Annotated in this window: 24 protein-coding genes; 1 reads left to right on the plus strand and 23 read right to left on the minus strand. The window is 68.1% G+C overall.

Features of this window, described 5'->3' with window-relative positions; all coding sequences use genetic code 11:
* Positions 1 to 8: 8 nt before the first annotated feature.
* The 21 genes from AC6CH2_RS02275 to cyoA form a co-directional block, all read right to left on the minus strand.
* Positions 9 to 398 (minus strand): GPW/gp25 family protein, encoded by a 390-nt coding sequence (locus tag AC6CH2_RS02275; protein ID WP_435393744.1) that lies wholly within the window; start codon positions 396 to 398, stop codon positions 9 to 11.
* A complete protein-coding gene (locus tag AC6CH2_RS02280; RefSeq protein WP_498267745.1) occupies positions 395 to 2452 on the minus strand; it encodes a hypothetical protein in 2058 nt (685 codons plus the stop codon). The genes AC6CH2_RS02275 and AC6CH2_RS02280 overlap by 4 nt, the downstream gene beginning before the upstream one ends.
* A gap of 61 nt (positions 2453 to 2513) precedes the next feature.
* Positions 2514 to 3236, minus strand: coding sequence for a phage baseplate assembly protein V (locus AC6CH2_RS02285; RefSeq protein ID WP_498267746.1), 723 nt, complete (start codon positions 3234 to 3236; stop codon positions 2514 to 2516).
* 3 nt (positions 3237 to 3239) lie between these two features.
* Positions 3240 to 4307 carry a phage late control D family protein gene (locus AC6CH2_RS02290; protein WP_498267747.1) on the minus strand — a complete coding sequence of 356 codons (1068 nt, stop codon included), beginning with the start codon at positions 4305 to 4307 and terminating at the stop codon, positions 3240 to 3242.
* Between the two features lie 18 nt (positions 4308 to 4325).
* The gene (locus tag AC6CH2_RS02295; RefSeq protein ID WP_498267748.1) at positions 4326 to 4502 is read right to left on the minus strand and encodes a hypothetical protein; all 177 of its coding nucleotides are present in this window, start codon (positions 4500 to 4502) and stop codon (positions 4326 to 4328) included.
* An 11-nt stretch (positions 4503 to 4513) separates the two neighbouring features.
* Positions 4514 to 5398 (minus strand): CIS tube protein, encoded by an 885-nt coding sequence (locus tag AC6CH2_RS02300; protein WP_498267749.1) that lies wholly within the window; start codon positions 5396 to 5398, stop codon positions 4514 to 4516.
* Positions 5399 to 5417: 19 nt separating this feature from the next.
* On the minus strand, positions 5418 to 5879 hold the full coding sequence (locus AC6CH2_RS02305) for a phage tail protein (RefSeq protein ID WP_498267750.1): 462 nt from the start codon (positions 5877 to 5879) through the stop codon (positions 5418 to 5420).
* A 2-nt stretch (positions 5880 to 5881) separates the two neighbouring features.
* Complete coding sequence (locus AC6CH2_RS02310; RefSeq protein ID WP_498267751.1) at positions 5882 to 8812, minus strand: phage tail sheath C-terminal domain-containing protein; 2931 nt, start codon at positions 8810 to 8812, stop codon at positions 5882 to 5884.
* A gap of 5 nt (positions 8813 to 8817) precedes the next feature.
* Positions 8818 to 9270: a phage tail protein gene (locus AC6CH2_RS02315; protein ID WP_435393752.1), complete on the minus strand. Its 453-nt coding sequence runs from the start codon at positions 9268 to 9270 to the stop codon at positions 8818 to 8820.
* A 15-nt stretch (positions 9271 to 9285) separates the two neighbouring features.
* Positions 9286 to 11196, minus strand: a complete 1911-nt coding sequence (locus AC6CH2_RS02320) for a phage tail sheath subtilisin-like domain-containing protein (protein ID WP_498267752.1) — start codon at positions 11194 to 11196, stop codon at positions 9286 to 9288.
* Positions 11197 to 11244: 48 nt separating this feature from the next.
* A complete protein-coding gene (locus tag AC6CH2_RS02325; protein WP_498267753.1) occupies positions 11245 to 12165 on the minus strand; it encodes a hypothetical protein in 921 nt (306 codons plus the stop codon).
* Positions 12162 to 12749: a Pvc16 family protein gene (locus AC6CH2_RS02330; protein WP_498267754.1), complete on the minus strand. Its 588-nt coding sequence runs from the start codon at positions 12747 to 12749 to the stop codon at positions 12162 to 12164. The genes AC6CH2_RS02325 and AC6CH2_RS02330 overlap by 4 nt, the downstream gene beginning before the upstream one ends.
* A gap of 4 nt (positions 12750 to 12753) precedes the next feature.
* Positions 12754 to 13029: a hypothetical protein gene (locus AC6CH2_RS02335; RefSeq protein ID WP_435393756.1), complete on the minus strand. Its 276-nt coding sequence runs from the start codon at positions 13027 to 13029 to the stop codon at positions 12754 to 12756.
* Positions 13030 to 13386: 357 nt separating this feature from the next.
* A complete protein-coding gene (locus AC6CH2_RS02340) occupies positions 13387 to 14799 on the minus strand; it encodes a sigma-54 interaction domain-containing protein (RefSeq protein WP_498267755.1) in 1413 nt (470 codons plus the stop codon).
* A 289-nt stretch (positions 14800 to 15088) separates the two neighbouring features.
* Positions 15089 to 15679, minus strand: a complete 591-nt coding sequence (locus tag AC6CH2_RS02345; RefSeq protein WP_498267756.1) for a response regulator transcription factor — start codon at positions 15677 to 15679, stop codon at positions 15089 to 15091.
* Complete coding sequence (locus tag AC6CH2_RS02350; protein ID WP_498267757.1) at positions 15669 to 17003, minus strand: ATP-binding protein; 1335 nt, start codon at positions 17001 to 17003, stop codon at positions 15669 to 15671. Before AC6CH2_RS02350 ends, AC6CH2_RS02345 begins: the two co-directional genes overlap by 11 nt.
* Before the next feature lie 9 nt (positions 17004 to 17012).
* The gene (locus AC6CH2_RS02355; protein ID WP_498267758.1) at positions 17013 to 17789 is read right to left on the minus strand and encodes an SURF1 family protein; all 777 of its coding nucleotides are present in this window, start codon (positions 17787 to 17789) and stop codon (positions 17013 to 17015) included.
* Between the two features lie 323 nt (positions 17790 to 18112).
* The gene (cyoD, locus tag AC6CH2_RS02360) at positions 18113 to 18514 is read right to left on the minus strand and encodes a cytochrome o ubiquinol oxidase subunit IV (protein ID WP_435393761.1); all 402 of its coding nucleotides are present in this window, start codon (positions 18512 to 18514) and stop codon (positions 18113 to 18115) included.
* Positions 18511 to 19146, minus strand: coding sequence for a cytochrome o ubiquinol oxidase subunit III (gene cyoC, locus AC6CH2_RS02365; protein WP_498267759.1), 636 nt, complete (start codon positions 19144 to 19146; stop codon positions 18511 to 18513). Before cyoC ends, cyoD begins: the two co-directional genes overlap by 4 nt.
* Positions 19139 to 21115 (minus strand): cytochrome o ubiquinol oxidase subunit I, encoded by a 1977-nt coding sequence (gene cyoB, locus AC6CH2_RS02370; protein ID WP_498268197.1) that lies wholly within the window; start codon positions 21113 to 21115, stop codon positions 19139 to 19141. The genes cyoC and cyoB overlap by 8 nt, the downstream gene beginning before the upstream one ends.
* Positions 21116 to 21215: 100 nt before the next feature.
* Entirely contained in the window at positions 21216 to 22229 is a 1014-nt protein-coding gene (gene cyoA, locus AC6CH2_RS02375; protein ID WP_498267760.1) for a ubiquinol oxidase subunit II, read from the minus strand.
* A gap of 396 nt (positions 22230 to 22625) precedes the next feature.
* Here cyoA and AC6CH2_RS02380 point away from each other — a divergent pair, with 396 nt between their 5' ends.
* Positions 22626 to 23915 (plus strand): MFS transporter, encoded by a 1290-nt coding sequence (locus AC6CH2_RS02380; protein WP_498267761.1) that lies wholly within the window; start codon positions 22626 to 22628, stop codon positions 23913 to 23915.
* A gap of 43 nt (positions 23916 to 23958) precedes the next feature.
* On the opposite strand, the gene AC6CH2_RS02385 is transcribed toward AC6CH2_RS02380, so the two are convergent.
* Positions 23959 to 24756, minus strand: coding sequence for a DUF6216 family protein (locus AC6CH2_RS02385; RefSeq protein ID WP_498267762.1), 798 nt, complete (start codon positions 24754 to 24756; stop codon positions 23959 to 23961).
* 161 nt (positions 24757 to 24917) lie between these two features.
* A complete protein-coding gene (locus tag AC6CH2_RS02390; RefSeq protein ID WP_031372417.1) occupies positions 24918 to 25136 on the minus strand; it encodes an MbtH family protein in 219 nt (72 codons plus the stop codon).
* Positions 25137 to 25242: the final 106 nt, after the last annotated feature.

The following is a 25242-nucleotide window of genomic DNA, read 5'->3' on the forward strand; positions in this document are numbered from 1 at the left end:
TGCGGGCCTCAGGTCACGGCCAGCGGAATGGCGAGGCTGATGCGTTCGCGCGAGGCGGTCGCCACCAGCCGGTAGGTGATCGTGGCCACTGCGGTCTCGGCTTGCGTGGGGTGCGCGGCGACTTCGACCGCTTCGACCTCGATGCGCCGTTCCCAGCGGGTCAGCGCGCGCTGCACCGCATCGCGCATGCGCGCATGAGTGGCCGGGTTGTTGGGTTCGAACAGGAACCGCGCCAGGCCGGCGCCGAACTCGGGCACGCCGACCCGTTCGCCGGGTTCGGTCTTGAGGATCACCGCGATCGATTCGCGGATGTTGTCCTCGCCGGAGGACCAGACGAACCGGCCGTCGGCGCCGACCCGCGGCGGAAACGACAGGCTTTGGCCGAAGATGCTGCTCATGACGAGTCCTTCTTGCCCTTGAGCCCGGGCACCGGGAAACAGATCACGAAGTAGGGCAGCCAGCGGAAGATCAGGTCGAACAGGATGACGATGATAATCAGCAGGATCAGCGCGCAGATGGTGATGATCGGAATCGACAGCGAGCAGATCATGCCGATGTTGATGCCGCCGCTCTGGCAGGGCGCGCCGTCGCCGGCCGGCAGGTCCTTGTGGAACGGCCACGGCAACACCGACAGCACCAGGTCGACCAGGCCCATGCCCTTGGCGCGCTGGACTTGGCCGCAGAGCATGTCCGACAGCACGAAGGCGGTGTTCTTCTGATACTTGCGCAGGCCGGCGGGGCTGGTGTCGGCCGGCAGCGAGATGCGGATCGGCCGCGCCGGCGCATCGGAATCGAAGAAGCTGGCCAGGCGGAAGCGTTCGCTCGGTGCCGACAACAGCGGCGGATGCAGCGGGCCGCAGTCGCGGCGGCCGTGGACGAAGCGCAGCACGAACCAGCCGCCGTCGCCGAGGTTGGCGCCGAGGCTGTTGCCGAGCGCGTTCTTGACCTGCAGTGCGAACGGCACCGGCGGCGCGTCGGTTTCGGCGGTGGCTTCGAGGGCGCGCGCGTACAGCGCGGTGAAGCGGTCGACCTTGCGCGCGACGTCCTGCCCGGGCACGTTGCCGGCGACCGGGTCGGGATCGATCGAGGCGTCTTCGCCGAGGCTGTCGAGCGCGCTGTAGGGCCCGTTCGCGGCGAGGCTTTGCTCGACCCCGGCCAGGCAGAAACTGAAGCGCGGCCAGTCGGGCAGGCCGCGGGTGTCGGGCGTGGCGGCGAAGGTCGCAGTGCTCGCTTCGAGCTTTTCGCGCACGCCGGGCGCGCGGATGGCCTTGAGCGCGGCGCGCATCGAGGCCGCGACCGGATATTGCGCGGTCGGTTGCAGCGCGGCGATCAGGGGCGCGCTCATGACCACGGTGCCGAGCCAGTCGTAAAGGACGCGGCGGTTCGCCGGCAACTGGGCATAGCCGGCGCCGTTATGGTCGATCGCGTTCCAGACGTCGGGCAGATAGGTCTGCAGATGGTCGGCGCAATCCAGCAGCACCAGCCACGACGCGCTCTGCTGTTGCAGGTTGAAATTGAATGCACGGGCGACGCGGTCGCCGGGCGGCTCGGCTTCGTCGCCGATGGTCGGCGTGGAGGCCGGCGCGGCGGCGAGCTTGAAGGCCGAGCGGATCATGGTCTTCCACGGCTCGCTGACGTCGATCTGGAATTGCGCGGTGCGCGCGAGCTTGGAATTGGCCGGAGCCGGAACGCTGGCCGACAGCTGCTCCCGCTGGGCGCTCGCGTAGGCCGGCGAGGGCGCCGTATCGACGCGGCAGCCGAGGTATTCCTCGCGCCGGCCGACCGGCACGCTGCCGGCCCACAGTGCGCGGCGGCCTTGGCTGTCGTCGAGAAAGCTCAGGGCGAACGCCGGCAGGCGTTCCTCGCCGGGCACGAAGTCGGCGTTGTCGTTGCAGCGCTGCCAACGCGCGCCCTGCAGGTCTTTCAGATAGGCGAACTCGTGCAGCGCTCCGCTGGTATCGCCGGGCACCGGCATCAGCCGCCGCAGCACCATGCCGACTTCTTCGCCGCCGCCGCGCACCAGCGCATGTTCGGGCAGGCCCTGGATGCCGCAGACCAGGCTCGCGGTCGCGACGTAATGGCGCTGATGCGCGGGTTGATACAGCTTCAGCGGTGGCGCCTCGGCGTCGGCCGGGACGAGCCGCGGCTTCGGTTGCCTGGCCGCGGCGGCGCGGCTGGAGGCCTGCACCAGTTGCGGCATCGGCGCGCGCTCGACCAGGTCCGGCGGGTCGACCATCGGCTTGCGCCAGGTCTCGTACCGGGCGACCAGCTTGTCGATGCGGGTCGGGTCGCGCGCCAGGGTGCCGAGCAGTTGCTCCATGAAGTCGTCGCTGGCGAAGCGCAGGATCGCCGGGCGCGCCTGTTCCGGGCTGGCCGCGGCGCCGGCGGCATCGTCGCCGAAGCGCGACCACAGCGGTTGCGGCGCCTGCCAGCGCAGGGGATGGGCGTTCATGGCGTCCTCCGCGGGCGGGCGTGGCGATCTCGGCGATCTCGGCGGCTGGCGGTCATCGGCTTCACCAGATGTTCCCCGCGCCGGGGGTGTAGGAGGCGCTGATGATGCAGTTGCAGATCACCGTGTCGGCCTGGACCACGCCGGAGAAGCGCGACATCGCCGAGTCGACCGTGACCATGCCGGCGCTGACCGCGACCTGGCTGGCGTTGACGGTGACCTTGGCCGCGGCGGTGACGGTGATGCCGGACATTTCCAGCTTGACCGAGTTGCCGTTGCCGTCTTCGATCTCGACCGCGCCCGGTCCGTCCTTGAGAAGGATGCTTTGGCCGCCCGGCGTTTCCAGCAGCAACTGTTCGCGGCCGTCCTGGTCGTCGAGGGTGATCTTCACGCCGTTGCGCGAGCGCAGCACCTTCTTGTAGTTGTTGCCGGCGCCGTCCATCGATTCGGGCGGCTGGTCGCGGCCGTTCCACAGCCCGCCGATCACGTAGGGCCGGCGCGGGTCGCCGTGTTCGAAACAGACCAGCACCTCGTCGTCGACGTCGGGCACGAACCAACTGCCGCGGTTGTTGCCGCCGAACATCGTCGCCAGCCGCGCCCAGCCCTCGTAGCGCTGGCCGCCGGCATCGGGCGACCAGGGCAGGGTGATCCGCACCCGGCCCTGCTGGTCGGGGTCCTTGATGTCGGTGACCAACGCCACCAGCACGCCGTACCAGCGCCCGCCCCAGCCGCTCGGCAGGCGTTCGCTGAGCAGTTGTTCGAACGGCGGCAGCTCGACGATGCGCATGGCTCAGCCCCGTCCGATCGCGGGCCGGTCGCACCAGAACTCGGTGCGCACGCCCAGTTTGGGATCGAAGCGGATCTGCACTTCGGTCACGGTGTAGTCGCCTTCGAACAGCGGCCCGACGCCCTTGATGCTCAGCTTGGTGCCGACCCGCAGCGCGTCCTTGGTCTCGGCGACGCCGTGACCGGTGATGAAGCGCCGCGCCATGTGGCGGAAGCTGGCTTCGGCCAGGGCGCGCGCTTCGCCGTCTGAACTCGGCAGGCCGTGCGCGAGCGCGTCGACGCGCGCACCGAAGGCCTGCTGCAGGGTCTCCGCGCCGCTGGGACCGCCGTTGAGTTCGGCGCGGATCGCCGCTTCGTCGGCCTCGTGCTTGGCGACGCGCTTGTCGGCGACGCTCCAGCCGGCGCCGACCAGGCGGGTGCGTTGATGAGCGAGGTCGGCGCAGACTTCGAACTCGCGCAAGGGCCCGGCCCAGGACAGTTCCAGCGACTGGCCGTTGCGTTGCGCGCGTTGCGCCGCCTTCAGCTGGCTGCCCTCGACCCAGATCTGCGCGTCCTCGCGCCGGGCCAGGTCGCGCAGGAACGCCAGGTCGCTCTGGTTGACCTGGGCCAGCAACTTATAGGTTTCTCCCTGCACGTCGGCCTGCGCCTGCAAGCCGTGGTCGCCGGCGATGCTGCGCAGGATGTCGGCAAGGCTGGCATCGGCGAAGGCGCGAGTGCGCCGGGTCATGCGCAGGTCCTGCAGGCGGTCCTCGGCGCAGACGCCGATCTGCGGCGTGCCGCCATCGGGGAACTTCGCCGACAGCGCGCTGATCCGGCCCTCGAACAACTTGCCGTCGCCGAGCGTGATCGTCAGCGGCTTGCCGAACTCGAGCAGGTCGCGGCCGAAATGCTGGAAGCCGCCCTTGTCCGGGCCGCCCCAATTGCCGAACACCAACTCGCAACGGGCCAGGCCGGCCTCGGACTCGACGATGTCGAGCGACATCAGCGAGCTGGTCAGCGTGGCTTCGCGCTTGCCGTCGATTTCCACCGACGGACGCGAAGCTTTGATCGGCAATGTCGCGGTATCGCCCATGGGTCGGCTATGGCTCCGTCAGTGCGCCCAGACGCGCAGGGACTGCTGGTCGATCTGGCGCAACGCCGTCTGCACGTCGCGCGGTTCGAGTTTTTCCGGCGGCTCGCCCTCGGACCTGGCGCCGGCGCCAGCGTCCGGCTTGGCCGCGGGACGCGGCTCGGCCAGCACTTCGAATTCGTTGATGACGACCGCCATGACCGGGCTCCTTATCCGAACGAGATCGAGCCGCCGGCGCTGCCGCCGAGGGATGCGTTGAGGCCGGCGCCGGCGCTGGCTCCGGCGTCGAGGCCGACGCTGCCGCCGAGGCCGGCACCCAGTCCGCTGCCGAAGCCGGCGCCCAGCGAAGCGCTGCCGCCGATGCCCGCGTCTATGCCCAGGCCGACACCGATGCCGGCGCCGCCGCCGATCGACGCGCCGGCGGACAGATTGAGATCGACGAGCTGGCCCGGCGACATGCGCAGCGGATCTTCGATGCCGTTGGCCGAGGCGATGCCCTGCCAGTCGGGCTTGCCGCTCTTGCCGGCCATCGACTGCAGCGAATCGCCTTCGTTGGCGCTCTTCAGCGGCGCCTGGCCGGGCTGGTTCGGCACCTTGCCTTCGCCCTCGAATTTCGCTTCGAGGATCTTCTGCTGCGACAGGGTCATGGTGATGCTGGAGCGCAGCGGCTTGCCGTCGGGCGAAAAGAACTCCAGGGTCTCTTCCATGCCCTCGACCATGCCGTCGAACAGGAACGTGCCCCAGTGGAAGCGCAGCCCCGGCGGCGAGAGTTTCTTCGGGTCTTCTTCGGACTTCTGCGGGGTCATGAAATAGACCACGTCCTGGGTCAGCCGGCGCACGTCGTCGACCGCGTCCTTCTCCATCGCGGTGACGTCGAACCAAAGCTGCAGGGCCAGCTTGGTGGTGCCGGCGCCGACGAATTGGCGGCCGGCGTTGCCGGCGGCCTGGTCGCCGCCCTGCGGCTGCACGATCTGGTTGGCGAAGGTGACCTTCAGGGTTTCCGGATTGAACTGCACCGCGACCTTGCGCCCGCCGGACTTTTCGTTGGCGAAGCTCTGGTCGAGTTCGATCAGCTGGGCTTTTTCCAGGCTCATGGCGTGGCCTCCGCGCGTTTCATGCCTCGAGCTCCTTGAGGGCCAGGGTCTCGTAGGCCACCTGCAGTTCCTCGATCGCGACCTGGCCGTCGCGCGCGTTCAGCGCCGGCGCCTTGAGCTTGACCGGCACGCAGCGCGAGAGCAGGAAGCGTGCGCGCACGGTGCTGCCGTCGGCGGCGAACAGCACCACCTCGGCATTGGCGCGCAAACGCGGATTGGCGACGCTGTCCTTGAACCAGCGCCACAGGTCGAAGTTCTCGGTCATGCCGCGCTTGAGGGTCAGCTGGCCGTAGCTGACCATGCCGTTGAGGCGGATCTGGCGATCGTTGGCGCCGCCCTCGCGGATCGTCTTGACCTCCATGTTCATTTCCAGGCCGTCGCACTCGGCGAACGCGGCGGCGGCCAGCGGCTTGGCGTCGTCGCCGCGGTTGATCTCGACGGCGAAGTTGAAATTGGTGAACGGGTAGGGCTGGGCGGCCATGCTCAGAGCTCCTCGATCACGGCCAGGCGCTCGCCGTTCTGGGCCAGGCGCACGGCGATGAAGCGCATCGGCAGCGACGGCGCCACCCGCAGTTCGACCACGAAGCGGCCTGCGTCTACCGACTGCGGTGTGTTGACGCCCTCGTCGGTGACCACCCGGAAGGATTGCGCGGCGGTGGCGCCGGCGAAGGCGCCGCGGCGGAACAGCTCGCTCAGCAGCAACTCGAAGCCGCGCTGCACCGAACGCCACAGCACCGGGCCGTTGGGCTCGAACACGTAGCGGGTGCCGTGGCGCAGGGCCATGCGTCGCAGCAGGATCAACAGGCGGCGCACGTTGATCGGCCGCAGCGCCTCGTCCAGCGCCAGGGTGTCGGCGGACAGGGCGAAGAACCCGCGCGGATCGTTGCGCAGCAGATTGATCTGCGCATCCTGCAGCGCCTGGCGGTCGCTCTCGGCGATCGGCGGCGTCAACGCGACCACGTCCTTCATCGGTTCGTTGGCGGCGGCGATCCAGGCGCCGCGCAGCCAGGCGCGCTTGGCCAGCACACCGACCGCGACGCCGTCCGGCGGCACCACCCGCAGCGGGCGCTGGCTGGCGCGGTCGGCGCCGCTCGCGCGCGCATCCGACTGCAGCCAGGGGAAATATAGCGCGCCGTAGCTGAGCGCGCGGGCCTCGTCGAAGCCGAAGGCCTGCGGGTCGCCCGGCCCGATTCGATCGGTCGGCGTGCGCACGGCGCGCAGGCGCTGGATGTAGCGCAACGCCTGCGCGGTACGGAAATGGCGCGGCATCGACAACACCGCGAACAGATCGCCGCAGGCCGCGGCCAGGCGCAGGCTGGCCCGGTGCACCTGCAGCCAGTCGGTCTCGTGCAGGTCGCCGGCCGACTCGGGCGCCACCTGTTCCCAGTCGTCGGCGCGCACCCGTACTGCGACCGGATTGGAACCCCGACTGCTCTCGTCGCCGACCCAGGCGAACACCCGATAGTGATACAGGCCTTCGCGCTGGCTCATCGCCAGGTATTCGCCGTCGGCGCCGCGGTAGATCTCGCGCTCGTCGCTGAAGTCGGCGCTGCCGGCTTCGAACAGCGCATAGACCGCGCCGGGCTCGCTCTCGGTCCAGCTCAGGCGATAGGTGCCGGGCGGCACCGACGCGTGCGGACCGTCGAGCAGCGGCGCTTCGATCAGGCGCGTGCTGCAATCGAGGAAGCGGCCGAAATCCGGCGTCGCCAGGACCGAATCGGCGGCCACGGTCGCCAGGCAGGCGCCGCGATGCGCGCGCCAATGCGCCGGCGTCGTCACGGGCGGTGCTTGCGCGGGTTCCGGGTCGTCCGCGCCGCGCCGTTGCCAGCCGCAGTGCACGGCGTCGGGCACGGCGATCAGGCTGGCCTCGTTGAACAGGCCGCCGGCGCCGATGCCGAACACCGCATGCAGCCCGTACAGCGGGCGCGTGCGCTCGCGGATCAGGCGGATGTCGTCGGCATGGCCCAGCAGGGCGTCGACGCCGTCGTCGGCGAGCTCCGGGTCGAGGAATAGCCCGGCGCCGAACCCAGCCAGGCCGTCGCGTTCGAGCGCAGTCTGTTCGCGATGCAGGGGGCCGACGGCCGCGCCGAACAACCCGCTCGCGCCGAGCGGCAGCCAGGCCAGGGGCGGCGGCGCCTCGTCGGGCGCCAGCGGAAAGCGCTGCAACTGCGCCGGCGTGGCGGCGAGATCGTCGTGCATGCGATAGAATTCGCTGTCGCGCTGCAGTTCCCAGAAGTTGCCGGGCCGCTCCGGGGTCAGGCCCAACTTGCGCAGCCGCGCCTGGGGTCCCTGTTCCGAGGTCGCACGCAGTTCGATCTCCACCACTTGCGCCGAACTCACCGTGCCGAACGGCGCGGCGGCCAGCTCGACCTCGCGCCAGGCCGGTCCGTGCACGGTCGCGAGCATCTGCAGGGTGCTCGCCGCCGGCGGACTCGCCGACAGGTCGGGTGCGCGGTCGGCTTCGTCGATGCGCAACCAGTGGACCGCGCCGGCCGCGTCGAAACGCACCCAGGCGCCGATTTCGAACGCGGATTCGGGCAGCGCCTGGTCGAAGCGCAGGCTCAGCGGAGGCGGTTCGGCGGCCGACTCCGGATCTTCGTCGAAAGCCGGCGGCGCCAACAGCGTCGCCGTCAACGGCAGTTCGACGCCGGCGAGACGGGCGACACCGGCGACATCGCCCGCCGGCGAGGCATCGGCGAGGATACGCCCGAACGCGGCGAGCATGCGGACCGAAACGCGATACGGCGACGCCGGGGTCGGGCCTGCGGCGACGGCGTCGACCCGGGCATAAGCGCAGTCGCCGATGGGCCGGCCGAACTGCAGCAGGTCGCCGTTGCGCAGCGGCTGCCGGGTCAGGAATTCGTATTGGCCCGAGGCCGGCGAATCCACGCCGGACCAGGCATCGAGGGCGAAACCGCGCGACTGCACCGACACGCTGGCGCGCAGGGAATCGGACCAGGACCCTTCGCAACGCGCGGCGACGATCGCCGGCTCGGCCTCGCCGCCGGCCGCGGCGATCGAGAGCATCCCGGACAATGCGAAGCGGTTGGCGACGGCGAGCGCGAGCGAGGGATCGGCATTTGGATCGACCTCGGCGCGCACGCGTTCCATTTCGGCGCTGTGCGCTACCCGTATCACCCAGCAGCGGCGGCCGCCGTTGGCGAAGAAGGCGCGCACCGAAGGCCCCAGGTGCGCATGCACGCGCTCGCCGCGGCGTGCGTCCCAGGCCAGCGGCGCGTCGGCGCCGAACACGGTCGCGTACTGCGCCGCGCTTTCCAGCGCGACCGGCAGGTGCAGCGGGCCGGTCGAGGCGAAGCCGACGAACACCGCCACGTCCAGGCGCGGCAGCGCCTCCGCCGCGAGCGGCGGCGCCACGTCGACCTGGATGCCGGGCAGCCGGCGCGCGTTCGCCACGGTCCTCACTCCATCTCGAGCCGTTCGTAGGACAGAGTCAGCTCTTCCAGGGCCACGTCGGTGCCCTTGGCGTTGAACGGCCCGCTGGTGTGCTTGATGATCCGCGCCCGCAGCAACTTCCAGGTCTGCACGATCTGGGTGTGGTCCTCGTTCTGCAGATGGATCGTCACCGTGCGCATGGCCTTCTGGTCGCCGTTGCGGATCTGGTCGAGCCACTGATAGAGGTTCAGCGAACCGATCACCCCGCGTTTCATCGTCACGTCGGTGGACTTGTTCATGCCGGTGATCTTCATCACGCTGTTTTCTTTGGCGTTGCCGGTGCGGTACTCGGACACGGTCACTTCCATGCCGATGCCGCTGAGTTCCTGGAAACCGGCCTGCGGCCCGTCGGTGACCCCGTCGCCCAGGTCGACGAGGAAATTGAACTGCACGTACGGGCGGTCGCGAAGGATGGCCATGGCGTTGCTCTCCGATCAGACTTTGCGGTCGGCCGTCCACTGGCCGATGCGGAAGATGACGAATTCGGCGGGCCGCAGCGGCGCCACGCCGATCAGGCAGATCAACCGGCCGTTGTCGAGATCGTTCTGCGACATGGTCGAGCGGTCGCATTTGACGAAGTACGATTTCTCCGGCTTGTCGCCGAGCAGGGCGCCGCTCTGCCATTCGTTGAGCAGGAAGTCCTCGATCGTGCGCCGCACGTTGGCCCACAGTTGTTCGCCGTTCGGCTCGAACACCGCCCACTGGGTGCCTTTGTCGATCGAGCGCTCCAAATAGGCGAAGTAGCGTCGCAGGTTGACGTACTTCCATTCCGGGTCGGAACTGATCGTGCGCGCGCCCCACAGGCGCATGCCGCGGCCTTCGAAGTAGCGGAAGCAGTTGATCCCTTCCGGGTTCAGCACTTCCTGCTGGGCTTTGTTGAGGAAGCGCTCGAAGCCCAGGGCCAGGTTGACGACCTCGTTGGCCGGGGCCTTGTAGACCGCCCGGTTGACGTCGTTGCGCGCATAGATGCCGGCGACGAAACCCGACGGCGGCATGTGGGTCTCGCGCTGGGTCAGCGGGTCGAGCACGCGCACCCAGGGGTAGTACAGCGCGGCGTGTTTGGAATCGAGCTGGGCGCGCATCGCCCGCACTTCGCTGATCGCCTGGTTGTCGCCGCTGTCGAGCACGGCGATGCAGTACTTCATGCGTTCGGCATGGCGGATCAGCGCGCGCACGATCGACGGCGCATGCGTCGCATAGCCCGATTCGTAGCCGAAGGTCGAGCCCGGCGCGGCGACGATCGAAATGTCTTCCAGGTCCTCGAACTGGCGCAGGCCGGTCTTGCGGTCGGCGCTGTCGACCTCGCCCTCGTAAGCGGAGGCGAACGGGCGCAGGCCGTCGTTGCCGTCTTCGATCAGGATCGCGAGGCTGCGTTCGGCCGGCGTGCTCTGCGAGTCCTGCATGGCCGCGCGCAACCCCGCCGGCGGCGACACCGAGGCGTTCGGGTCGGCATCGAAAAAGGCGCCGAGCAATTCGGTGCCGGTGCCGATCGCGGCGACGTCTTCGCCGCGTATCACGATCGGCAACGTGCGGGCGCGGCTGAGGCTGGCCGGGAACTCGGCGAAGTAGGCGAACAGCGAGTCCGGCGAGCCGGCGCGCTGATGCAGCGGGTCCAGCGGCAGGTCCGGGGCGACGAAGGCGTCGCCGCCGCCGAGCGGCTGCACCACCACGGTCACGCTGATCACGCGCAGCTCGTAATTGGCGGCGCTCAGATCGGTCAGGCTGGCCTGCGCGGTGCCGATGTCGTCTCCGCTGGATACGAACGCCCAGCTTTCGTTGCCCGCATCCCACAGGGCGAGGTAATAACCGTCCTCGACGCCGGGCGAGGGCGCGCCCGGACGCGGCCGGATCCACACCACGTCGCGCGTTTGCAACGAGTTGGCGAAGGTGACGCCGTCGACGTCGGAGAGCAGGCTCTGGCCGACGTTGAAGGTGAAGCCGACTCGCGCATTGCCGGCGCGGCCGGGAAAACGCGCGTAGACCATCATCGACGAGGGGCTGCCGGGCAGGCCGCCGCGGGCGCAGCCGGGACGTTCGTCGGTGGCGTCGACCGGGGTGAACGCACGGCTGACGTAGAGGCGCTTGCCGCCTTCCTCGAAAAACGCGCGCACGCCGTGCCAGAGGTAATTGTCGACCTCGCCGGCGTCCTGGAATACCAGCTTGTCGCGGCCGCCGTAGGTGCGCTCGAACTCGACCAGGCTGGTGACGATTTCCGGCTCGATGTCGAGCGGACCGTAGCGGGCGGGACCGACGAAGCCGGTGGTGGTGGTGCTCACGCCCTCGATCGATTTCGCACGGAAGGAGACTTCCTCGACGAAGACACCGGGAGCCAGGTACTCAGACATAGCAGTTCTCCTTGCCTAAGACGGCGCATGTACTGGCGCGCGGCGCGGTCATGCGGTGGATACCAACAGCCAGGAAGCGTCCGCCGCCGGCTGCCCTTCGGTTCTGGCCGTCATCGGCCGGCGGTACTCCAGGCGCCGGGGCGGCGCCGGCGAGGACAACGAATCGATCACCGTGCATGGCGCGGCCAGTTGCGCCAGCACGTCGGCGAGGTCGGGCACGGCGGGCGGTTCGCCCGGCGGCGAGCCCGGCGACCAGAACGCGCTGAGCTCGACCGTCCAGTGGAAATCGCTGCGCGCTTCCGGCGGCGAGGACAGCGGCGTGCGCGGCGGCTCGGGATAGGGATAGATCACCGCGACCCGGCCGTCGCGGTCGGCCATGCCGATGCCGCGCGGCGCGCCGTCGATGTCGACCGCGAGCAGGCTCCACGCCGGCACGCGCTGGGTGCCGGCCTCGCGCAGCTGCGCATAGGTCACCGCGAGCGGCTGCGGCAGCGGGCGGCTCGGCGACGAGAACAACGGAATGCGTTCGATCAGCCACTGCGGCGGCGAGCTGGCGGTGCCGGGCAGGGCCAGGGGCTGCGGCGGCGAAATCCACGGCGCCAGCCAGGTGAACAATCCGCGCGCCGGCAGCTCGGCATCGAAGGCCAGCGGCAGGAAGCGCCCGAACGGGTCGCTGACCTCGATGCGGTAGCCGGAAGCCGGCGGCGACGCGTTCTGCGCCTCGGTCCAGGGGCGCTGGAGCGGGTCGCGCGCGTCGAACTCGAAATCGATCAGGCCGCCGACCCGATGCGCCACGTAGATGCCGCTGGGATTGGGCAGGGCGCGCTTGCGCGCGTTCGGCGCGTTGCGCGGGTAGACCTCGACCACCAGGCCGTCGATCACCGAGCTCGCGGTAGCCATATCCCAAAAGCGCAGGCCGAGCGCGGCATTGCGCTGCAGCACTTCGAGCTCGAACAGAACCGCGCTCACGTGGTCGCCTCATGCACTTCGAAGCGGCGGCTCTGCACCGCGGCGCCGTCGTCGACGTGAACGTCGGAGTCGATCAGGACCATGCGCAGGGCATAGGTCGCCGAGGACGGCAGGCGCCGCAGGCGGTCCCACAGGGTCAGGTAATCGTTGAGCGAAAGCGGATCGCAGACCACTTCGATGCCTTCCTGCGCGCCGAAGGTGTCGGTCTCCGGCATGTAGTGGTTGAGGTGGCCGGCGCTGAGTACGCTGGTGTCTTCCATCAGCCGCATCACCCAGCCGAGCATGCGCTGCTGGCGTTCGGTGTCCTGCGCCCAGGGGGTGATCATGTAATGCAGGTCGAGCGGCAGCGAGGGCCGATAGCGGCGGCCGTCGGGCGAACGGCGCAGGGTCAGGTTGCGCATGGCGCCGTTGACCGCAACCCGGAACAGGTAGATCGAGAAGCCGTCCTGCATCGGCGACTCGAAGTCGCGTGCTTGATACAGGCTGATGTCGAGGCCGGCGCCGAATTCGTCGCGCGGGTAGCGATCGCGCAGCAGGCCGGCCAGTGCGGTACTGGTGGCGGCGATGGCGCGGTAGTTCGCCACGGATTCAGTCCTCGCGCCGCTGCGTCAGCAAGGCGCCGAGCAGTGCATCGCCGGCGAGCCGACGATAGCGCCGGCGGCCGTCGGCCGCCACGGTCTCTTCGATTACGCCGCAGCGTTTCATCCAGTCCAGCGCCTCCTGCAATTCGTCCATGGCGACCTCGTGCTCGGTTCCGAACCACCAGCGATGGATGCCTTCGGCGGTATCGCACGCGTGCGGATTGGCTCGCATATAGCTGGCCAATGCCTTGACACATGCCGATACCGCGGAGCTTTCGTCCATCGCGATCGACCCTCTGCGCATCAGATCGATGCAAGAGCGGTGCCAACCGCGGCGGACGAGGCGAACCCTTGCGACGACGGGCTTTTGAGAGGCATCGAAGCGAACGAGGGCGGATGTTTTGATCCGGGCAGGACTTCGGCGGCGGTCACATCGGCGGGCGCAAACGCCGTGTTTTCAAGGCTGCGCAACCAGGATGTTTTTGTCCCTGCAGTGCGCGGCTTTGTCCTGCGGGCGAGCAGGTACAGTCGCCGCGCCGTCGATGCGGACGGGCCGCATCGGATATTCAGGCCCCGACTCGGGCACGTCGGCGCCGCGGGCACGGCCCGCGCCGTCCCGGTCGTGGCCAGGCGAAGGCGATCAGCCCAGCTGCGGTTCGTACGCGCGGAAGCGCTTGGGCTCGATGCGGTGCTTGCGCATCAGTTCGAAGAAGGCGCGGCGGTCCTTCTTCGCGGCGATGGCGGCATGGGTGACGTTGCCGGCATGCGCGGCGAGCAGGTGCTCGACATAGCCGCGCTCGAACTCCTCGACCACCCGCTGCTTGGCGGCCCGGAACGAATCGGCGGCCAGGTCGAACGAGGGCGGCAGGGACAGGTCGGGCGAGGCCGGTTCGATCTCGATGTCCTCGGCGATGAGCACGTTGCCGCTCGACAGCAGCACCGCGCGCTCGATCACGTGTTTGAGCTCGCGCACGTTGCCGGGCCAGTCGTGGCGCAGCAGACGTTCGAGCGCGCCGTAGGCGAAACCGGCCGGGGCGCGGCCGAACTCGCGGGCGAAGTGGGCGGCGAAGTGCCGGGCCAGGATCGGCACGTCCTCCGACCGCTGCCGCAACGGCGGCAGGGTGATGTTGAGGACGTTGAGGCGGTAATACAGGTCCTGGCGGAAGCCGCCGCTCTGCGAGAGCGTGCACAGGTTGCAATTGCTCGCGGCGATCACCCGCAGGTCGGCGCGATGCACGGTGTTGGAACCGACCGGCCGATACTCGCGTTCCTGCAGGAAGCGCAGCAGCTTGGCCTGCGCCGACAGCGGCAGGCAGTCGACGTCGTCGAGAAACAGGGTGCCGCCCTCGGCTTCGCGCACCAGCCCCGGGCAGGCGCTGTGGGCATGGGTGTAGGCGCCTTTGACGTGGCCGAACAACTCGTTCTCGACCAGCTCGACCGGTATCGCGCCGCAATTGACCGCGACCCACGGCCGGTCGGCGCGCATCGACAGATAATGGATCGCCTGCGCGCACACCTCTTTGCCGGTGCCGGTCTCGCCGGTGATCAATACGCTGGCGTCGCAGCGGGCCAAGGTCGGCAGGCGCGCCGCGATCATCGCGCAGGCCTTGCTGGCGTGGACGAAACCGCGGATATGCGGCTCCGCTTCCGGCGTCGCTTCCGGCGCCGGTTCGCTGCGGCACGGCGCCGCCGCGGCGTGCAGCGCACGGTGCAGCCGCACTCGCCATTCCGACCCGGTCGCGGGCAGGGACACGAAGTCGGAAGCGCCGGCCAAGGCCGACGCATCGAGTTCGCTGTCGCCGGCGTCGCGGGTCGCGACCACGATCGCCAACTGCGGCCGCTCGTGGCGGATCGCCGCTATCGACTCGGCGATCGCCGCCAGCCCGCCGAGGCCCGGCACCAGGACGATGCCGTCGGCGCCCTGGATCGCCGCCTGCAGATAGCCCGAAGGCGACAGGTCGATCGAGGCGCAACCCGACAAGACCGCGAGCACCTCGCGCAGTTCCGAAGGCGCGCTTCCGAGCGGAACCACGGCCCAACGGGGGACTTCCATCGCGCGCGCCTCCATGACAGGGAAAGTCCGTCCAATCTGCGCAGCCGGCCGCGGCGCGGCGCCATCGCGGCGCCGAGCCGGGTCGGAGTTTTTTCGAGGTGTTGCACGACGATCAACGGGGCGCCATCCCGGCGCCGGTCACCGCCGGGGCGTTCGTTTGCGCAACATCGTCGAAAATCCGACCGGCGGTCGGGCGTCTCGCGGGGGCTTGCGTCTGGGGGGCTGGGCAGGCGAGGCAGGGCTACCCGATGGCGGAAGGCGCTCGGCCGGGCGCATCTCGAAAGCGCACTCACTTCACCCGATGCTTCCCTAGCTTCCGCGCCAAAGTCCTTCGATGCATCCCGAGCCGCCTGGCGGTCTCGGAGATGTTGAAGTCGGTTTCGGCGAGCATCTCGTGGATGCGCTCCCACTCCAGGGTCTTGATCGAGGTCTGACGTTCGCTCAGCTCGACCGTAGCGTCGCCACCGGCGCGGCCGAAGGCGGCTTCGATGTCGTCGGTGTTCGAGGGCTTGGCCAGGTAGTGGCAAGCGCCCAGTTTGATCGCTTCGACCGCGGTGGCGATGCTGGCGTAGCCGGTCAGCACCACGATCAGCATATCGGGGTCGTGGGCGTGCAGGGCCTGCACGCAGGCCAGGCCGGAGTCGCCGCCGGCCAGCTTGAGGTCGACCACCGCAAAACCGGGCGAGTGTTCGCGCAGCAGGGCGTCGACTTCGCTGAGGTCGGTCGCATTGCGCACGAGATAACCGCGGCGCTCGAACGAGCGGGTCAGGGTACGGGCGAAGGCGGCGTCGTCTTCGACGATCAGCAGCTCGCGTGGCGCGTCCCGGGGCGGGCCCTGATCCCGATTCCCGAGCTCGTTGTTCACGCGATCAGGGCTCATCGGCGGCCTCGACCAGGGTCAGCGCCGACAGCGGCAGGGTCATCGCGACGATGGCGCCGCGCGGGCTGCGGTTGTGCGCGGTGATGCTGCCGCCGAGGGTGCGGGCGACGTTGAGGGCCAGGAACAGGCCCAGGCCGCCGCCGGGGCGGCCCTTGCTCGACTGATACGGCTTGCCGAAGTGCGAGAGCATGGCCGGGGCGAAGCCGGGGCCGATGTCGCTGACCTTCAGCACCAGGCGGTCGTCGTCGCGCGAGGCTTCCAGGCCGATCCAGTCGGGCGAGGCTTCCAGGGCGTTGTCGAGCACGTTGCAGATCATCTGCTTGAGACCCGAATCGGAGACGATCGGCAGATCTTCGCCGAAACCGTTGGCGTAATCGAATCCGCGCACCGGGCGGGTCGTGCGCCACTCATCGACCAGTTCGTCGAGGAAGGCACCGACCGTGGTCTCGGCCGGAGCTTCGCCGCGGGTTTCGCCGGCCGAGAGCAGGATGCCGGTGACGATGGTTTTGCAGCGATGCAGTTGGGTCTGCATCTCGTCGAGCTCCTGCAGCAGCTCGGGCTGTTCGGTGAACGGCGCCATTCGGCGCCAGTCGCCGAGAATCACCGACAAGGTCGCCAGCGGCGTGCCGAGTTCGTGCGCGGCGCCGGAGGCCAGCAGGCCCATGCGCACGATGTGCTCCTCCTCGGCCGCGCGTTGGCGCAGGTCGGCCAGGCGCGCGTCGCGGGCGCGCAGGATGCGGCCGATGCGGGTGATGAACACTACCAGCAAGGTGGCGTTGAGGACGAAACACAGCAGCATGCCCTGGACGTAAGGGTCGGCGAGGCCGCGGGTCGGGTCGGCGGGAATCACCACGGGCCCGGCGAACATGGTCAGGGCGATGAAGCAGGCGCTGGTCGCGAACACCACCGCCCAGCTCGCCCACGAGCGCAGCAGCACCGCCGCCAGCGCGACCTGCAGCAGGTACAGGAACACGAACGGGTTGGCGGCGCCGCCGCTGAGGTAAAGCTGCGCGGTCAGAGTGACCACGTCGACCAGCAAGGCCAGGAACAGCGCGCCGTTGGTGACTTTCTCGCGATGCCGCCAACGCAGCAGACTGACCAGGTTGAACGCGGCCAGGCAGGCCAGGACGATCGCCATCGGCGCCAGCGGCAGGGCGATGCCGAAGGCGAAATGGACGAAGACGATGGTCGCGACCTGGCCGATCACCGCGATCCAGCGCAACTGGATCAGCTGGTGCATGTTCTTGACCCCGGCGCTGTCGCCCGAGGCCGCCGACGCGGGCGCCTGGGAGTCGATCGTGCGCGGCAGCGGCAGGTCCTGCATCGGCGCTCCTCAGCGGGGTTCGTCGAGCGATGCGGCGGCGCGGCGGCGCCGACGTTCTTCCAGCGCCACCCGCCATGCGGCGGCGGCGACCATCAGGGCCAGCCCGAACCAGGTCAATGCGTAGACCAGATGGCTGTTGGGAAACTTTATCACCGTCAGTCCGCCGACCGGCCAGGCCGGCTCGGCGCCGGGCGCGGCCGCACCATCGCGACGGTCGGCATCGACGAAATAGGGCGCGACCCGCTGCAGGCCGCGGGCGGCGGCGATGGCTTCGACGTCGCGCGAGTACCAGCGGTCCTGCTGCGGCGCGTTCTTGCGCAGGAAACCGCCGCCGGGCTCGCTCAGGCGCAGCAGACCGGTGACCTGGGTATCCGACAGCGAGGCAGTCGCGGCGGCGGCTTCGCGCTGGCCCGGCACGTAGCCGCGGTTGATCAGGACGATATCGCCGCGGGTGGTCTGGAACGGGCTCAGCAGCCAGAACCCGGGGCCGATCGCGGTCACGGCCTGGACCAGGCTGTCTTTTCCGCGCAAGTAGCGGCCTTCGAGCCGGACATGGCGGTATTCGTCGCGGGCGGCGCTGACCCCGGCCCAGTCGGCCGGCCCGGGCGCGGCGCCGGGGGGCGCATGCACTCGCGCGTCGACCCGCTCGATCAGGTCGAGCTTCCAGGCCCGCCGCTGCACCTGCCAGCTGCCGAGGGCGATCAGGCCGAAGAAGGCGGCCAGGAACAGCAAGGACAGCGCCGCCAGGGCGAAACGGCTGCGCGGGCGCTTGGCGGTGTTCGTCATGGTCGGGGCCTTTTCATGAATCGCCGATAGGGCGTTCGGTGTTGCTCGATTTCAAGCTCGTGCAGAGGCTTACGTACTCCTCATCCGTCATCCCCGCGAAGGCGGGGATCCAGAGACTTCAGAGTCATGTCGCGGTGAAACCCTGGGTTCCCGCCTTCGCGGGAACGACGGGCAAAAAGAACACGGCGAGAACCGAAGACCCGAAACTCGATTCCCGATTCCCGATTCCCGATTCCCGATTCCCGATTCCCGAACCCCGAGTCCCGATTCCCGATTCCCGATTCCCGATTCCCGAACCCCGAGTCCCGAGTCCCGAGTCCCGATCAAGGCATATTGCGCATGTCGTGCGGCGCCATCGGCATCATGTTGACGTTGAGGTGGTGCATGACCCACAAGGAACCGGCCAGCAGGATCACCACCAGCACCAGGGTGAAGATCAGCGCGAGCATGTTCCAGCCGCCCTCCGACTTCGTGTTCATGTGCAGGAAATAGACCATGTGCACGACGATCTGGACCACGGCGAAGGCCAGCACCACGAACGCGGCGGTGCCGGAGTTCGGGATCACCTTGGCCATGATCAGCCAGAACGGGATCGCGGTCAGCACCACCGACAGCAGGAAGCCGATGGTGTAGCTGCCGACGCTGCCGTGGGCGCCGTCGTCGTGCTCGTCGTGGCCGTGATCGTGGCCGTGCTCGTGCGCGGCATGCGTGGCGGGCTGGGTCACGGCAGCACTCCCATCAGGTAAACGAAGGTGAAGACGCCGATCCAGACGACGTCGAGGAAATGCCAGAACATCGACAGACACAGCAGGCGGCGGCGGTTCTCGACGGTCAGGCCGTGCTTGCCGACCTGGACCATCAAGGTGACCAGCCAGACGATGCCGAAGGTGACGTGCAGGCCGTGGGTGCCGACCAGGGCGAAGAACGAGGACAGGAACGCACTGCGCTGCGGGCCGGCGCCCACGTGGATCAGGTGGGCGAACTCGTACAGCTCCAGGCCGATGAAAGCCAGACCGAACAGGCCGGTGATCGCCAGCCAGCCCTGCACCGCAGCGATCTTGCGCTTCTGCATCGCGATCATCGCGAAGCCATAGGTGATCGACGACAGCAACAGCATCGAGGTGTTGATCGCGACCAGTTGCAGGTCGAACAGGTCCGCGCCCGAGGGGCCGGCGGCGTAGCTGCGTCCGAGCACGCCGTAGACCGCGAACAGGCAGGCGAACACCAGGCAGTCGCTCATCAGGTAGAGCCAGAACCCGAGCAGGGTGCCGTTCTGCGGATGGTGCTTGCCTTGCAGGTCGAGGAAGACCGGACGCCCGTCGGGCGAGTGGGTGGCGATGGCGTGAGCGTCAGACATGGGCGGCGGCCAGCTGTTGCGTGCGCTTGGACTCGGTCGCGGCCACTTGCTCGGCCGGGATGTAGTAGTCGCGCTTGTAGTTGAAGGTGTGGACGATCGCGGCGATCAGCATGGCGGCGAAGAAGACCCCGGCGACCAGCCACATCTGCCAGATCAGGGCGAAGGCGCAGACGGTGCTGAGCAGGGCGACGACCAGGCCCGCGGCGGTGTTCTTCGGCATGTGGATCGGTTTGAAACCGCCGGTCGGGCGCTGGAAGCCGCGTTGCTTCATGTCGTGCCAGGCGTCGTTGTCGTGCACCACCGGGGTGAAGGCGAAGTTGTAGTCCGGCGGCGGCGACGAGGTCGACCACTCCAGGGTGCGGCCCTGCCAGGGGTCGCCGGTATGGTCGCGCAGCGATTCGCGGCGGCGGATGCTGACCGCGAACTGGATCAGCATGCAGGCGATGCCGATGGCGATCAGCACCGCGCCGAACGCGGCGATGACGAACCAGATCTGCAGCGACGGGTCTTCGAAGTGGTTCATGCGGCGGGTCACGCCCATCAGCCCGAGCACGTACAGCGGCATGAAGGCGAAGAAGAAGCCGGTGATCCAGAACCAGAACGAGCACTTGCCCCAGAACGGATCGAGCTTGAAGCCGAAGGCCTTGGGCCACCAGAAGTTGATGCCGGCGAACAGGCCGAACAGCACGCCGCCGATGATCACGTTATGGAAGTGGGCGATCAGGAACAGGCTGTTGTGCAGGACGAAGTCGGCCGGCGGCACCGCCAGCAGCACGCCGGTCATGCCGCCGATGGTGAAGGTGACCATGAATCCGACCGTCCACAGCATCGGCACTTCGAAGCGGATGCGGCCGCGGTACATGGTGAACAGCCAGTTGAAGATCTTCGCCCCGGTCGGGATCGAGATGATCATCGTGGTGATGCCGAAGAACGAGTTGACGCTGGCGCCCGAGCCCATGGTGAAGAAGTGGTGCAGCCACACCAGGTAGGACAGGATGGTGATGACCACCGTCGCGTAGACCATCGAGGCGTAGCCGAACAGGCGCTTGCCGCTGTAGGTCGAGACGATCTCGGAGAAGATGCCGAAGCACGGCAGGATCAGGATGTAGACCTCCGGATGGCCCCAGATCCAGATCAGGTTCACGTACATCATGGGGTTGCCGCCCAGATCGTTCGTGAAGAAGTTGGTGCCGGCGTAACGGTCGAGCGAGAGCAGCAACAGCACCGCGGTCAGCACCGGGAAGGCGGCGACGATCAACACGTTGGTGCACAGCGAGGTCCAGGTGAACACCGGCATCTTCATCAGGCTCATGCCCGGGGCGCGCATCTTGACGATCGTCGCGATCAGGTTGATGCCCGACAACAAGGTGCCGACGCCGGCTATCTGCAGCGCCCAGATGTAATAGTCGACGCCGACCCCGGGGCTGTAGGCGATGCCCGACAGCGGCGGATACGCCAGCCAGCCGGTCTTGGCGAACTCGCCGACGAACAGCGAGACCATCACCAGGCCCGCGCCGCAGGCGGTCATCCAGAAGCTGAAGTTGTTGAGGAACGGGAAGGCGACGTCGCGCGCGCCGATCTGCAGCGGCACCACGTAGTTCATGAAACCGGTGACCAGCGGCATCGCCACGAAGAAGATCATGATCACGCCGTGGGCGGTGAAGATCTGGTCGTAGTGCTCCGGCGGCAGGTAGCCGACGTTGTCGCCGAAGGCCATCGCCTGCTGCAGGCGCATCATGATCGCGTCGGCGAAGCCGCGCATCAGCATGACCAGGCCCAGCACGATGTACATGATGCCGATCTTCTTGTGATCGATGCTGGTGAACCACTCGTTCCAGAGGTAACCCCAGAGCTTGTAGCGGGTGATCGCGGCGAGCAGGCCGAGGCCGCCCAGCGCGACCATGGCGAAGGTCGCGATCAGGATCGGCTCGTGCAAAGGGATCGAGTCCCAGGTGAGCCGGCCGAAGATCAGCGTGGCGAGGTTGGATTGGTCAGACATCTCGACTCCAGAAGTCCGCGGGCGGACTCGGCGCGCGCTCGGCGCGCCCGGTGATTGCGTTTACGTAAGGTCAGGGGGCGAGCGTGGCCAGGCCCAGGGTCGAGCCGGCCGAGGGTTCGGTCAGGCACATCGCCGAGGTCACCACCGGGCCGCCGCGCAGGTCGCCCTTGCGACGCGGCGCGAGTGCGTTGGTGTTGAGCCCGAGGCCGCCGCCGGCGTCGATGGCCATCATCTCGTCCATGCACATCTTTTGGCTGTCGACGCAGCGGTTGAGGATCGCCTTGTATAGCCCGGGCGCGACCGCGCCGTAGCGGCGCACCGGTTCCTTCTCGCTGGGCTTTTCCAGCTCCAGGTAGCCGGCGCGCTCGAGGGTCGCGCCGCTGGCGCGGTTCTTGGCGACCCAGGCGTCGAAACCGGCCTGGTCGAGACCGTGGAAACGGAAACGCATATGCGAGAAGCCGGCGCCGCTGTAGTTGGCCGAAAAACCTTCGTAGTTGCCGGGCTTGTTCATCACCGCGTGCAACTGGGTTTCCATGCCGGGCATGGCGTAGATCTGCCCGGCCAGGGCCGGGATGTAGAACGAGTTCATCACCGTGGAGGCGGTGATCTTGAACTGGATCGGGCGATCGACCGGCGCGGCGAGTTCGTTGACCGTGGCGATGTTCTGCTCGGGATAGAGGAACAGCCATTTCCAGTCCAGCGCCACCACCTCGACCACCAGCGGCTTCACATGCGCCGGCACCGGGCGGTTCTTGGCGATGCGGTCGAGCGGGCGATACGGGTCGAGAGTGTGGGTGCTCATCCAGGTGATCGCGCCGAGCGCGATGATGATCAGCAGCGGCGCGGCCCAGATCAGCAGTTCGAGCTGGGTCGAATGATCCCAGTCCGGCTTGTAGGTGGCCTGGGTGTTCGCGGCGCGGTAGCGCCAGGCGAAGTACAGGGTCAGCGCGATCACCGGCACGATGATCAGCAGCATCAGCACGGTCGACACCACGATCAGGTCGCCTTGCTGCGCGGCGACGTCGCCGGGCGCGTTCAGCAGGATCGTGTTGCAGCCGGCCAGCGGCAGCAGCGCCGCGGCCATGCACAGGCGAAGGAGGGTCCTCGGGAGCGAGGCAGGGCGGGGCAGGGGGTCGATGGCGGTCATCTAGGGGTACGGCTGCACGATCGAGGCCGCGGCAGTCGCGGCGATGCGCGCACTGTAGTGGCGCGCGACTGTGACGACGATTGGACGTTTTGTCCTATGGCAGCGCCGCGCCGGTGGTGGGAAGCTAGCGGCGTCCCGGCTGCCGGGCGCCCGTACTTTGCCGCGTTTGCGGCCGCGGGCGTCGTTTCCGGCGCTGTCGTTGCCCGATGCACTTTAACTGAACGTACCCGCCTGTTTAGGCACAGTGCCCGGCCCGGTCGCTACGACCGCGCCGCGGCGCCCACCACCGAATCGACGATGCATACGCCAAATCACGCAAACCCGGATTCCTCCATGACCGTTTCGGTGCACGACACCGGTTCGCATGCCGAGGTCGCGCCCGGCGACATCGCGGTCGGCGTGGTGATCGGACGCGCCTCGGAGTACTTCGACTTCTTCGTTTACGGCATCGCCTCGGCGCTGGTGTTCCCGACGGTGTTCTTCCCGTTCCTGGGCCGCCTCGAAGGTACGCTGTGGTCGTTCGCGGTGTTCGCGCTGGCCTTCGTCGCGCGCCCCATCGGCACGGTCGTGTTCATGTGGATCCAGCGCCGCTGGGGCCGCAGCACCAAGCTCACCGTCGCGCTGTTCCTGCTCGGCACCTGCACCGCCGGCATCGCCTTCCTGCCCGGCTTCGGCAAGATCGGCGTGCTGTCGATCGCGCTGTTGTCGCTGTTCCGGGTCGGCCAGGGCATCGCCCTGGGCGGTTCCTGGGACGGCCTGCCGTCGCTGCTCGCGCTCAATGCGCCCAAGCACCGCCGCGGCTGGTACGCGATGCTCGGCCAGCTCGGTGCGCCGGCCGGTTTCATCATCGCCGCCGGCTTGTTCGCCTATCTCAACACCAGCCTGGCGCCGAGCGACTTCCTCGACTGGGGCTGGCGCTATCCGTTCTTCGCCGCGTTCGCGATCAACGTCGTCGCCTTGTTCGCCCGCCTGCGCCTGGTCGTGACCCACGAGTACGAACGCGAACTCGGCGAGCACGAACTCGAACCCACCGACGTGGTCGAGCTGTTCCGGGAGAAGGGCCGCCACGTCGTCATCGGCGCTTTCGCCGCGCTGGCCAGCTACGCGCTGTTCCATATCGTCACGATCTTCCCGCTGTCGTGGATCCTGCTGTATTCGGACCAGTCGGTCAGCCAGTTCCTCGGCGTGCAGATCGTCGGCGCGCTGCTCGCCTGCGGCTCGATGGTGGTCTCGGGCCTGATCGCCGACCGCTACGGCCGTCCGCGCACGCTCGCGGCGCTGGCCGCGGCGATCGCCATGTTCAGCGGCTTCGCGCCGACCCTGCTCGGCTCCGGCGAAGTGGGCCAGGACGTGTTCATCCTGATCGGCTTCGTCCTGCTCGGCCTGTCCTACGGCCAGGCCGCCGGCTCGGTGACCGCCAACTTCGGTTCCAAGTACCGCTACACCGGCGCCGCGCTGACCTCGGACCTGGCCTGGCTGATCGGCGCCGCGTTCGCGCCGCTGGTGGCGCTGGGCCTGTGCGCACACTTCGGCCTGGCCTTCGTCGGCGTGTACCTGTTGTCGGGCGCGATCTGCACCCTGGCGGCGCTGGGCGTCAACCGGGCGCTGAAGCTGCGCAGTTAATCGCCGGTTGCCGGAGGGTGTCGACGATCCCTCGATATAGCGTTCAAGCCTTCTTCTTGTCGAGCTGGCGCTTGAGCCGCTGCACCGCGTCTGCGCTCCTTAAGGAACGATAGGGATGCCAGGCCAGCAGCAGCAAGGTGAGGAACAGGCATCCGAAGCCCCAGCGCTGTTCTGAAAGCGTCCGCTCGATGAAGGTCTTGGTCTTGGGATCTTTCCACCCCTCGCACAGCGCTTTCAGTTCCTGGGCACTGAATCCATGTTTCAGCTTCGGGTCCGGCGCCGGCTTGCAGTCCTGCGGACTCATCGATCTGGATTCGTCGGACATTGTCCGCGCGAATTCCTCGTTGAGCAGGAACCAGGTGCCCGTCTCCCGGAATTGAAGAATGGCCCGGTTATAGAAGACACCACAGGCCGCAATGGTGGTCGCCAGCAGCAGCAACCCGGTCGCGACCGCCATGCTTGCGTGCCATGCCTTCGATGGGATTTTCCGGATCGCGACGTTTCCCTCGCCGATCTCGATGAGGTCGTGGGCTTTTCGCACATCGGCGACGTCAATGCCTAGAACGTTGATCGACCGGATCAACCTGTGCGCCTGGGGCAAGTTGCCGGCAGGCAGGCCAGTGACGAAACGGAACGACATCAGACTGTTCTGTTCGTTCATGAAGGCCCGGATTTTCGGGTCGGAGATCTCCTGTTTATCGGTGAACCATCGCCATAGGCGGTAGATCATGAGATGGCTGGAGCCGGAGCGGAAACAAACATAGCCCGTCGCAAGAACGAACAGTACGGCCGCCCAGAGCGAAATATCCCCAAGCAAAGAGCTGATCGGTTTCAAATCCATCGGCGGCTACCCATCGTCCTGTATCGAAGCTTACCTTTCCAAACAGGCTGGCTACATGCAAGCCATGGCCGCGACGTGCGTCCCTGTTTCCTAAAAGAAGAAGAGCCGCAGCGAGTGCGGCTCTTCCATTGGGCATCGTGGCGATCCGAATCGTGCGCGGTTCAGTGCGCGTGCTGTTCCTGCGCCTTGATCAGGCTGGCCGGGCGCATGTCGGTCCAGTTCGTCTCGATGTAGTCCAGGCAGGCCTGGCGCGCGCCGGGGCCGTGCACGCTGCGCCAGCCGGCCGGGACTTCGGCGAATTCGGGCCACAGCGAATGCTGGTTCTCGTCGTTGACCAGGACCAGGAAGCTGCCGTTGGGATCGTCGAAGGGATTGCTCATGTCGTGCTCCTGCGTTGCGGTTGCGATGAGGGGAGGCGAGCCGGGCGGGGCCGCCGCTCCCGAGGGTGGAAGGATGCCGTTGTTGCATTACCGATCGGATCGACCG

The sequence above is a fragment of the Lysobacter sp. GQ73 genome, from assembly GCF_059758755.1.

What these genes read in the sequence shown, in the direction of transcription:
- AC6CH2_RS02275 (WP_435393744.1), bottom strand. Translation starts at nt 398, where the DNA reads ATGAGCAGCATCTTCGGCCAAAGCCTGTCGTTTCCGCCGCGGGTCGGC.
- AC6CH2_RS02280 (WP_498267745.1), bottom strand. Translation starts at nt 2,452, where the DNA reads ATGAACGCCCATCCCCTGCGCTGGCAGGCGCCGCAACCGCTGTGGTCG.
- AC6CH2_RS02285 (WP_498267746.1), bottom strand. Translation starts at nt 3,236, where the DNA reads ATGCGCATCGTCGAGCTGCCGCCGTTCGAACAACTGCTCAGCGAACGC.
- AC6CH2_RS02290 (WP_498267747.1), bottom strand. Translation starts at nt 4,307, where the DNA reads ATGGGCGATACCGCGACATTGCCGATCAAAGCTTCGCGTCCGTCGGTG.
- AC6CH2_RS02295 (WP_498267748.1), bottom strand. Translation starts at nt 4,502, where the DNA reads ATGGCGGTCGTCATCAACGAATTCGAAGTGCTGGCCGAGCCGCGTCCC.
- AC6CH2_RS02300 (WP_498267749.1), bottom strand. Translation starts at nt 5,398, where the DNA reads ATGAGCCTGGAAAAAGCCCAGCTGATCGAACTCGACCAGAGCTTCGCC.
- AC6CH2_RS02305 (WP_498267750.1), bottom strand. Translation starts at nt 5,879, where the DNA reads ATGGCCGCCCAGCCCTACCCGTTCACCAATTTCAACTTCGCCGTCGAG.
- AC6CH2_RS02315 (WP_435393752.1), bottom strand. Translation starts at nt 9,270, where the DNA reads ATGGCCATCCTTCGCGACCGCCCGTACGTGCAGTTCAATTTCCTCGTC.
- AC6CH2_RS02320 (WP_498267752.1), bottom strand. Translation starts at nt 11,196, where the DNA reads ATGTCTGAGTACCTGGCTCCCGGTGTCTTCGTCGAGGAAGTCTCCTTC.
- AC6CH2_RS02335 (WP_435393756.1), bottom strand. Translation starts at nt 13,029, where the DNA reads ATGGACGAAAGCTCCGCGGTATCGGCATGTGTCAAGGCATTGGCCAGC.
- AC6CH2_RS02340 (WP_498267755.1), bottom strand. Translation starts at nt 14,799, where the DNA reads ATGGAAGTCCCCCGTTGGGCCGTGGTTCCGCTCGGAAGCGCGCCTTCG.
- AC6CH2_RS02345 (WP_498267756.1), bottom strand. Translation starts at nt 15,679, where the DNA reads ATGAGCCCTGATCGCGTGAACAACGAGCTCGGGAATCGGGATCAGGGC.
- AC6CH2_RS02350 (WP_498267757.1), bottom strand. Translation starts at nt 17,003, where the DNA reads ATGCAGGACCTGCCGCTGCCGCGCACGATCGACTCCCAGGCGCCCGCG.
- AC6CH2_RS02355 (WP_498267758.1), bottom strand. Translation starts at nt 17,789, where the DNA reads ATGACGAACACCGCCAAGCGCCCGCGCAGCCGTTTCGCCCTGGCGGCG.
- cyoC (WP_498267759.1), bottom strand. Translation starts at nt 19,146, where the DNA reads ATGTCTGACGCTCACGCCATCGCCACCCACTCGCCCGACGGGCGTCCG.
- cyoA (WP_498267760.1), bottom strand. Translation starts at nt 22,229, where the DNA reads ATGGCCGCGGCGCTGCTGCCGCTGGCCGGCTGCAACACGATCCTGCTG.
- AC6CH2_RS02380 (WP_498267761.1), top strand. Translation starts at nt 22,626, where the DNA reads ATGACCGTTTCGGTGCACGACACCGGTTCGCATGCCGAGGTCGCGCCC.
- AC6CH2_RS02385 (WP_498267762.1), bottom strand. Translation starts at nt 24,756, where the DNA reads ATGGATTTGAAACCGATCAGCTCTTTGCTTGGGGATATTTCGCTCTGG.
- AC6CH2_RS02390 (WP_031372417.1), bottom strand. Translation starts at nt 25,136, where the DNA reads ATGAGCAATCCCTTCGACGATCCCAACGGCAGCTTCCTGGTCCTGGTC.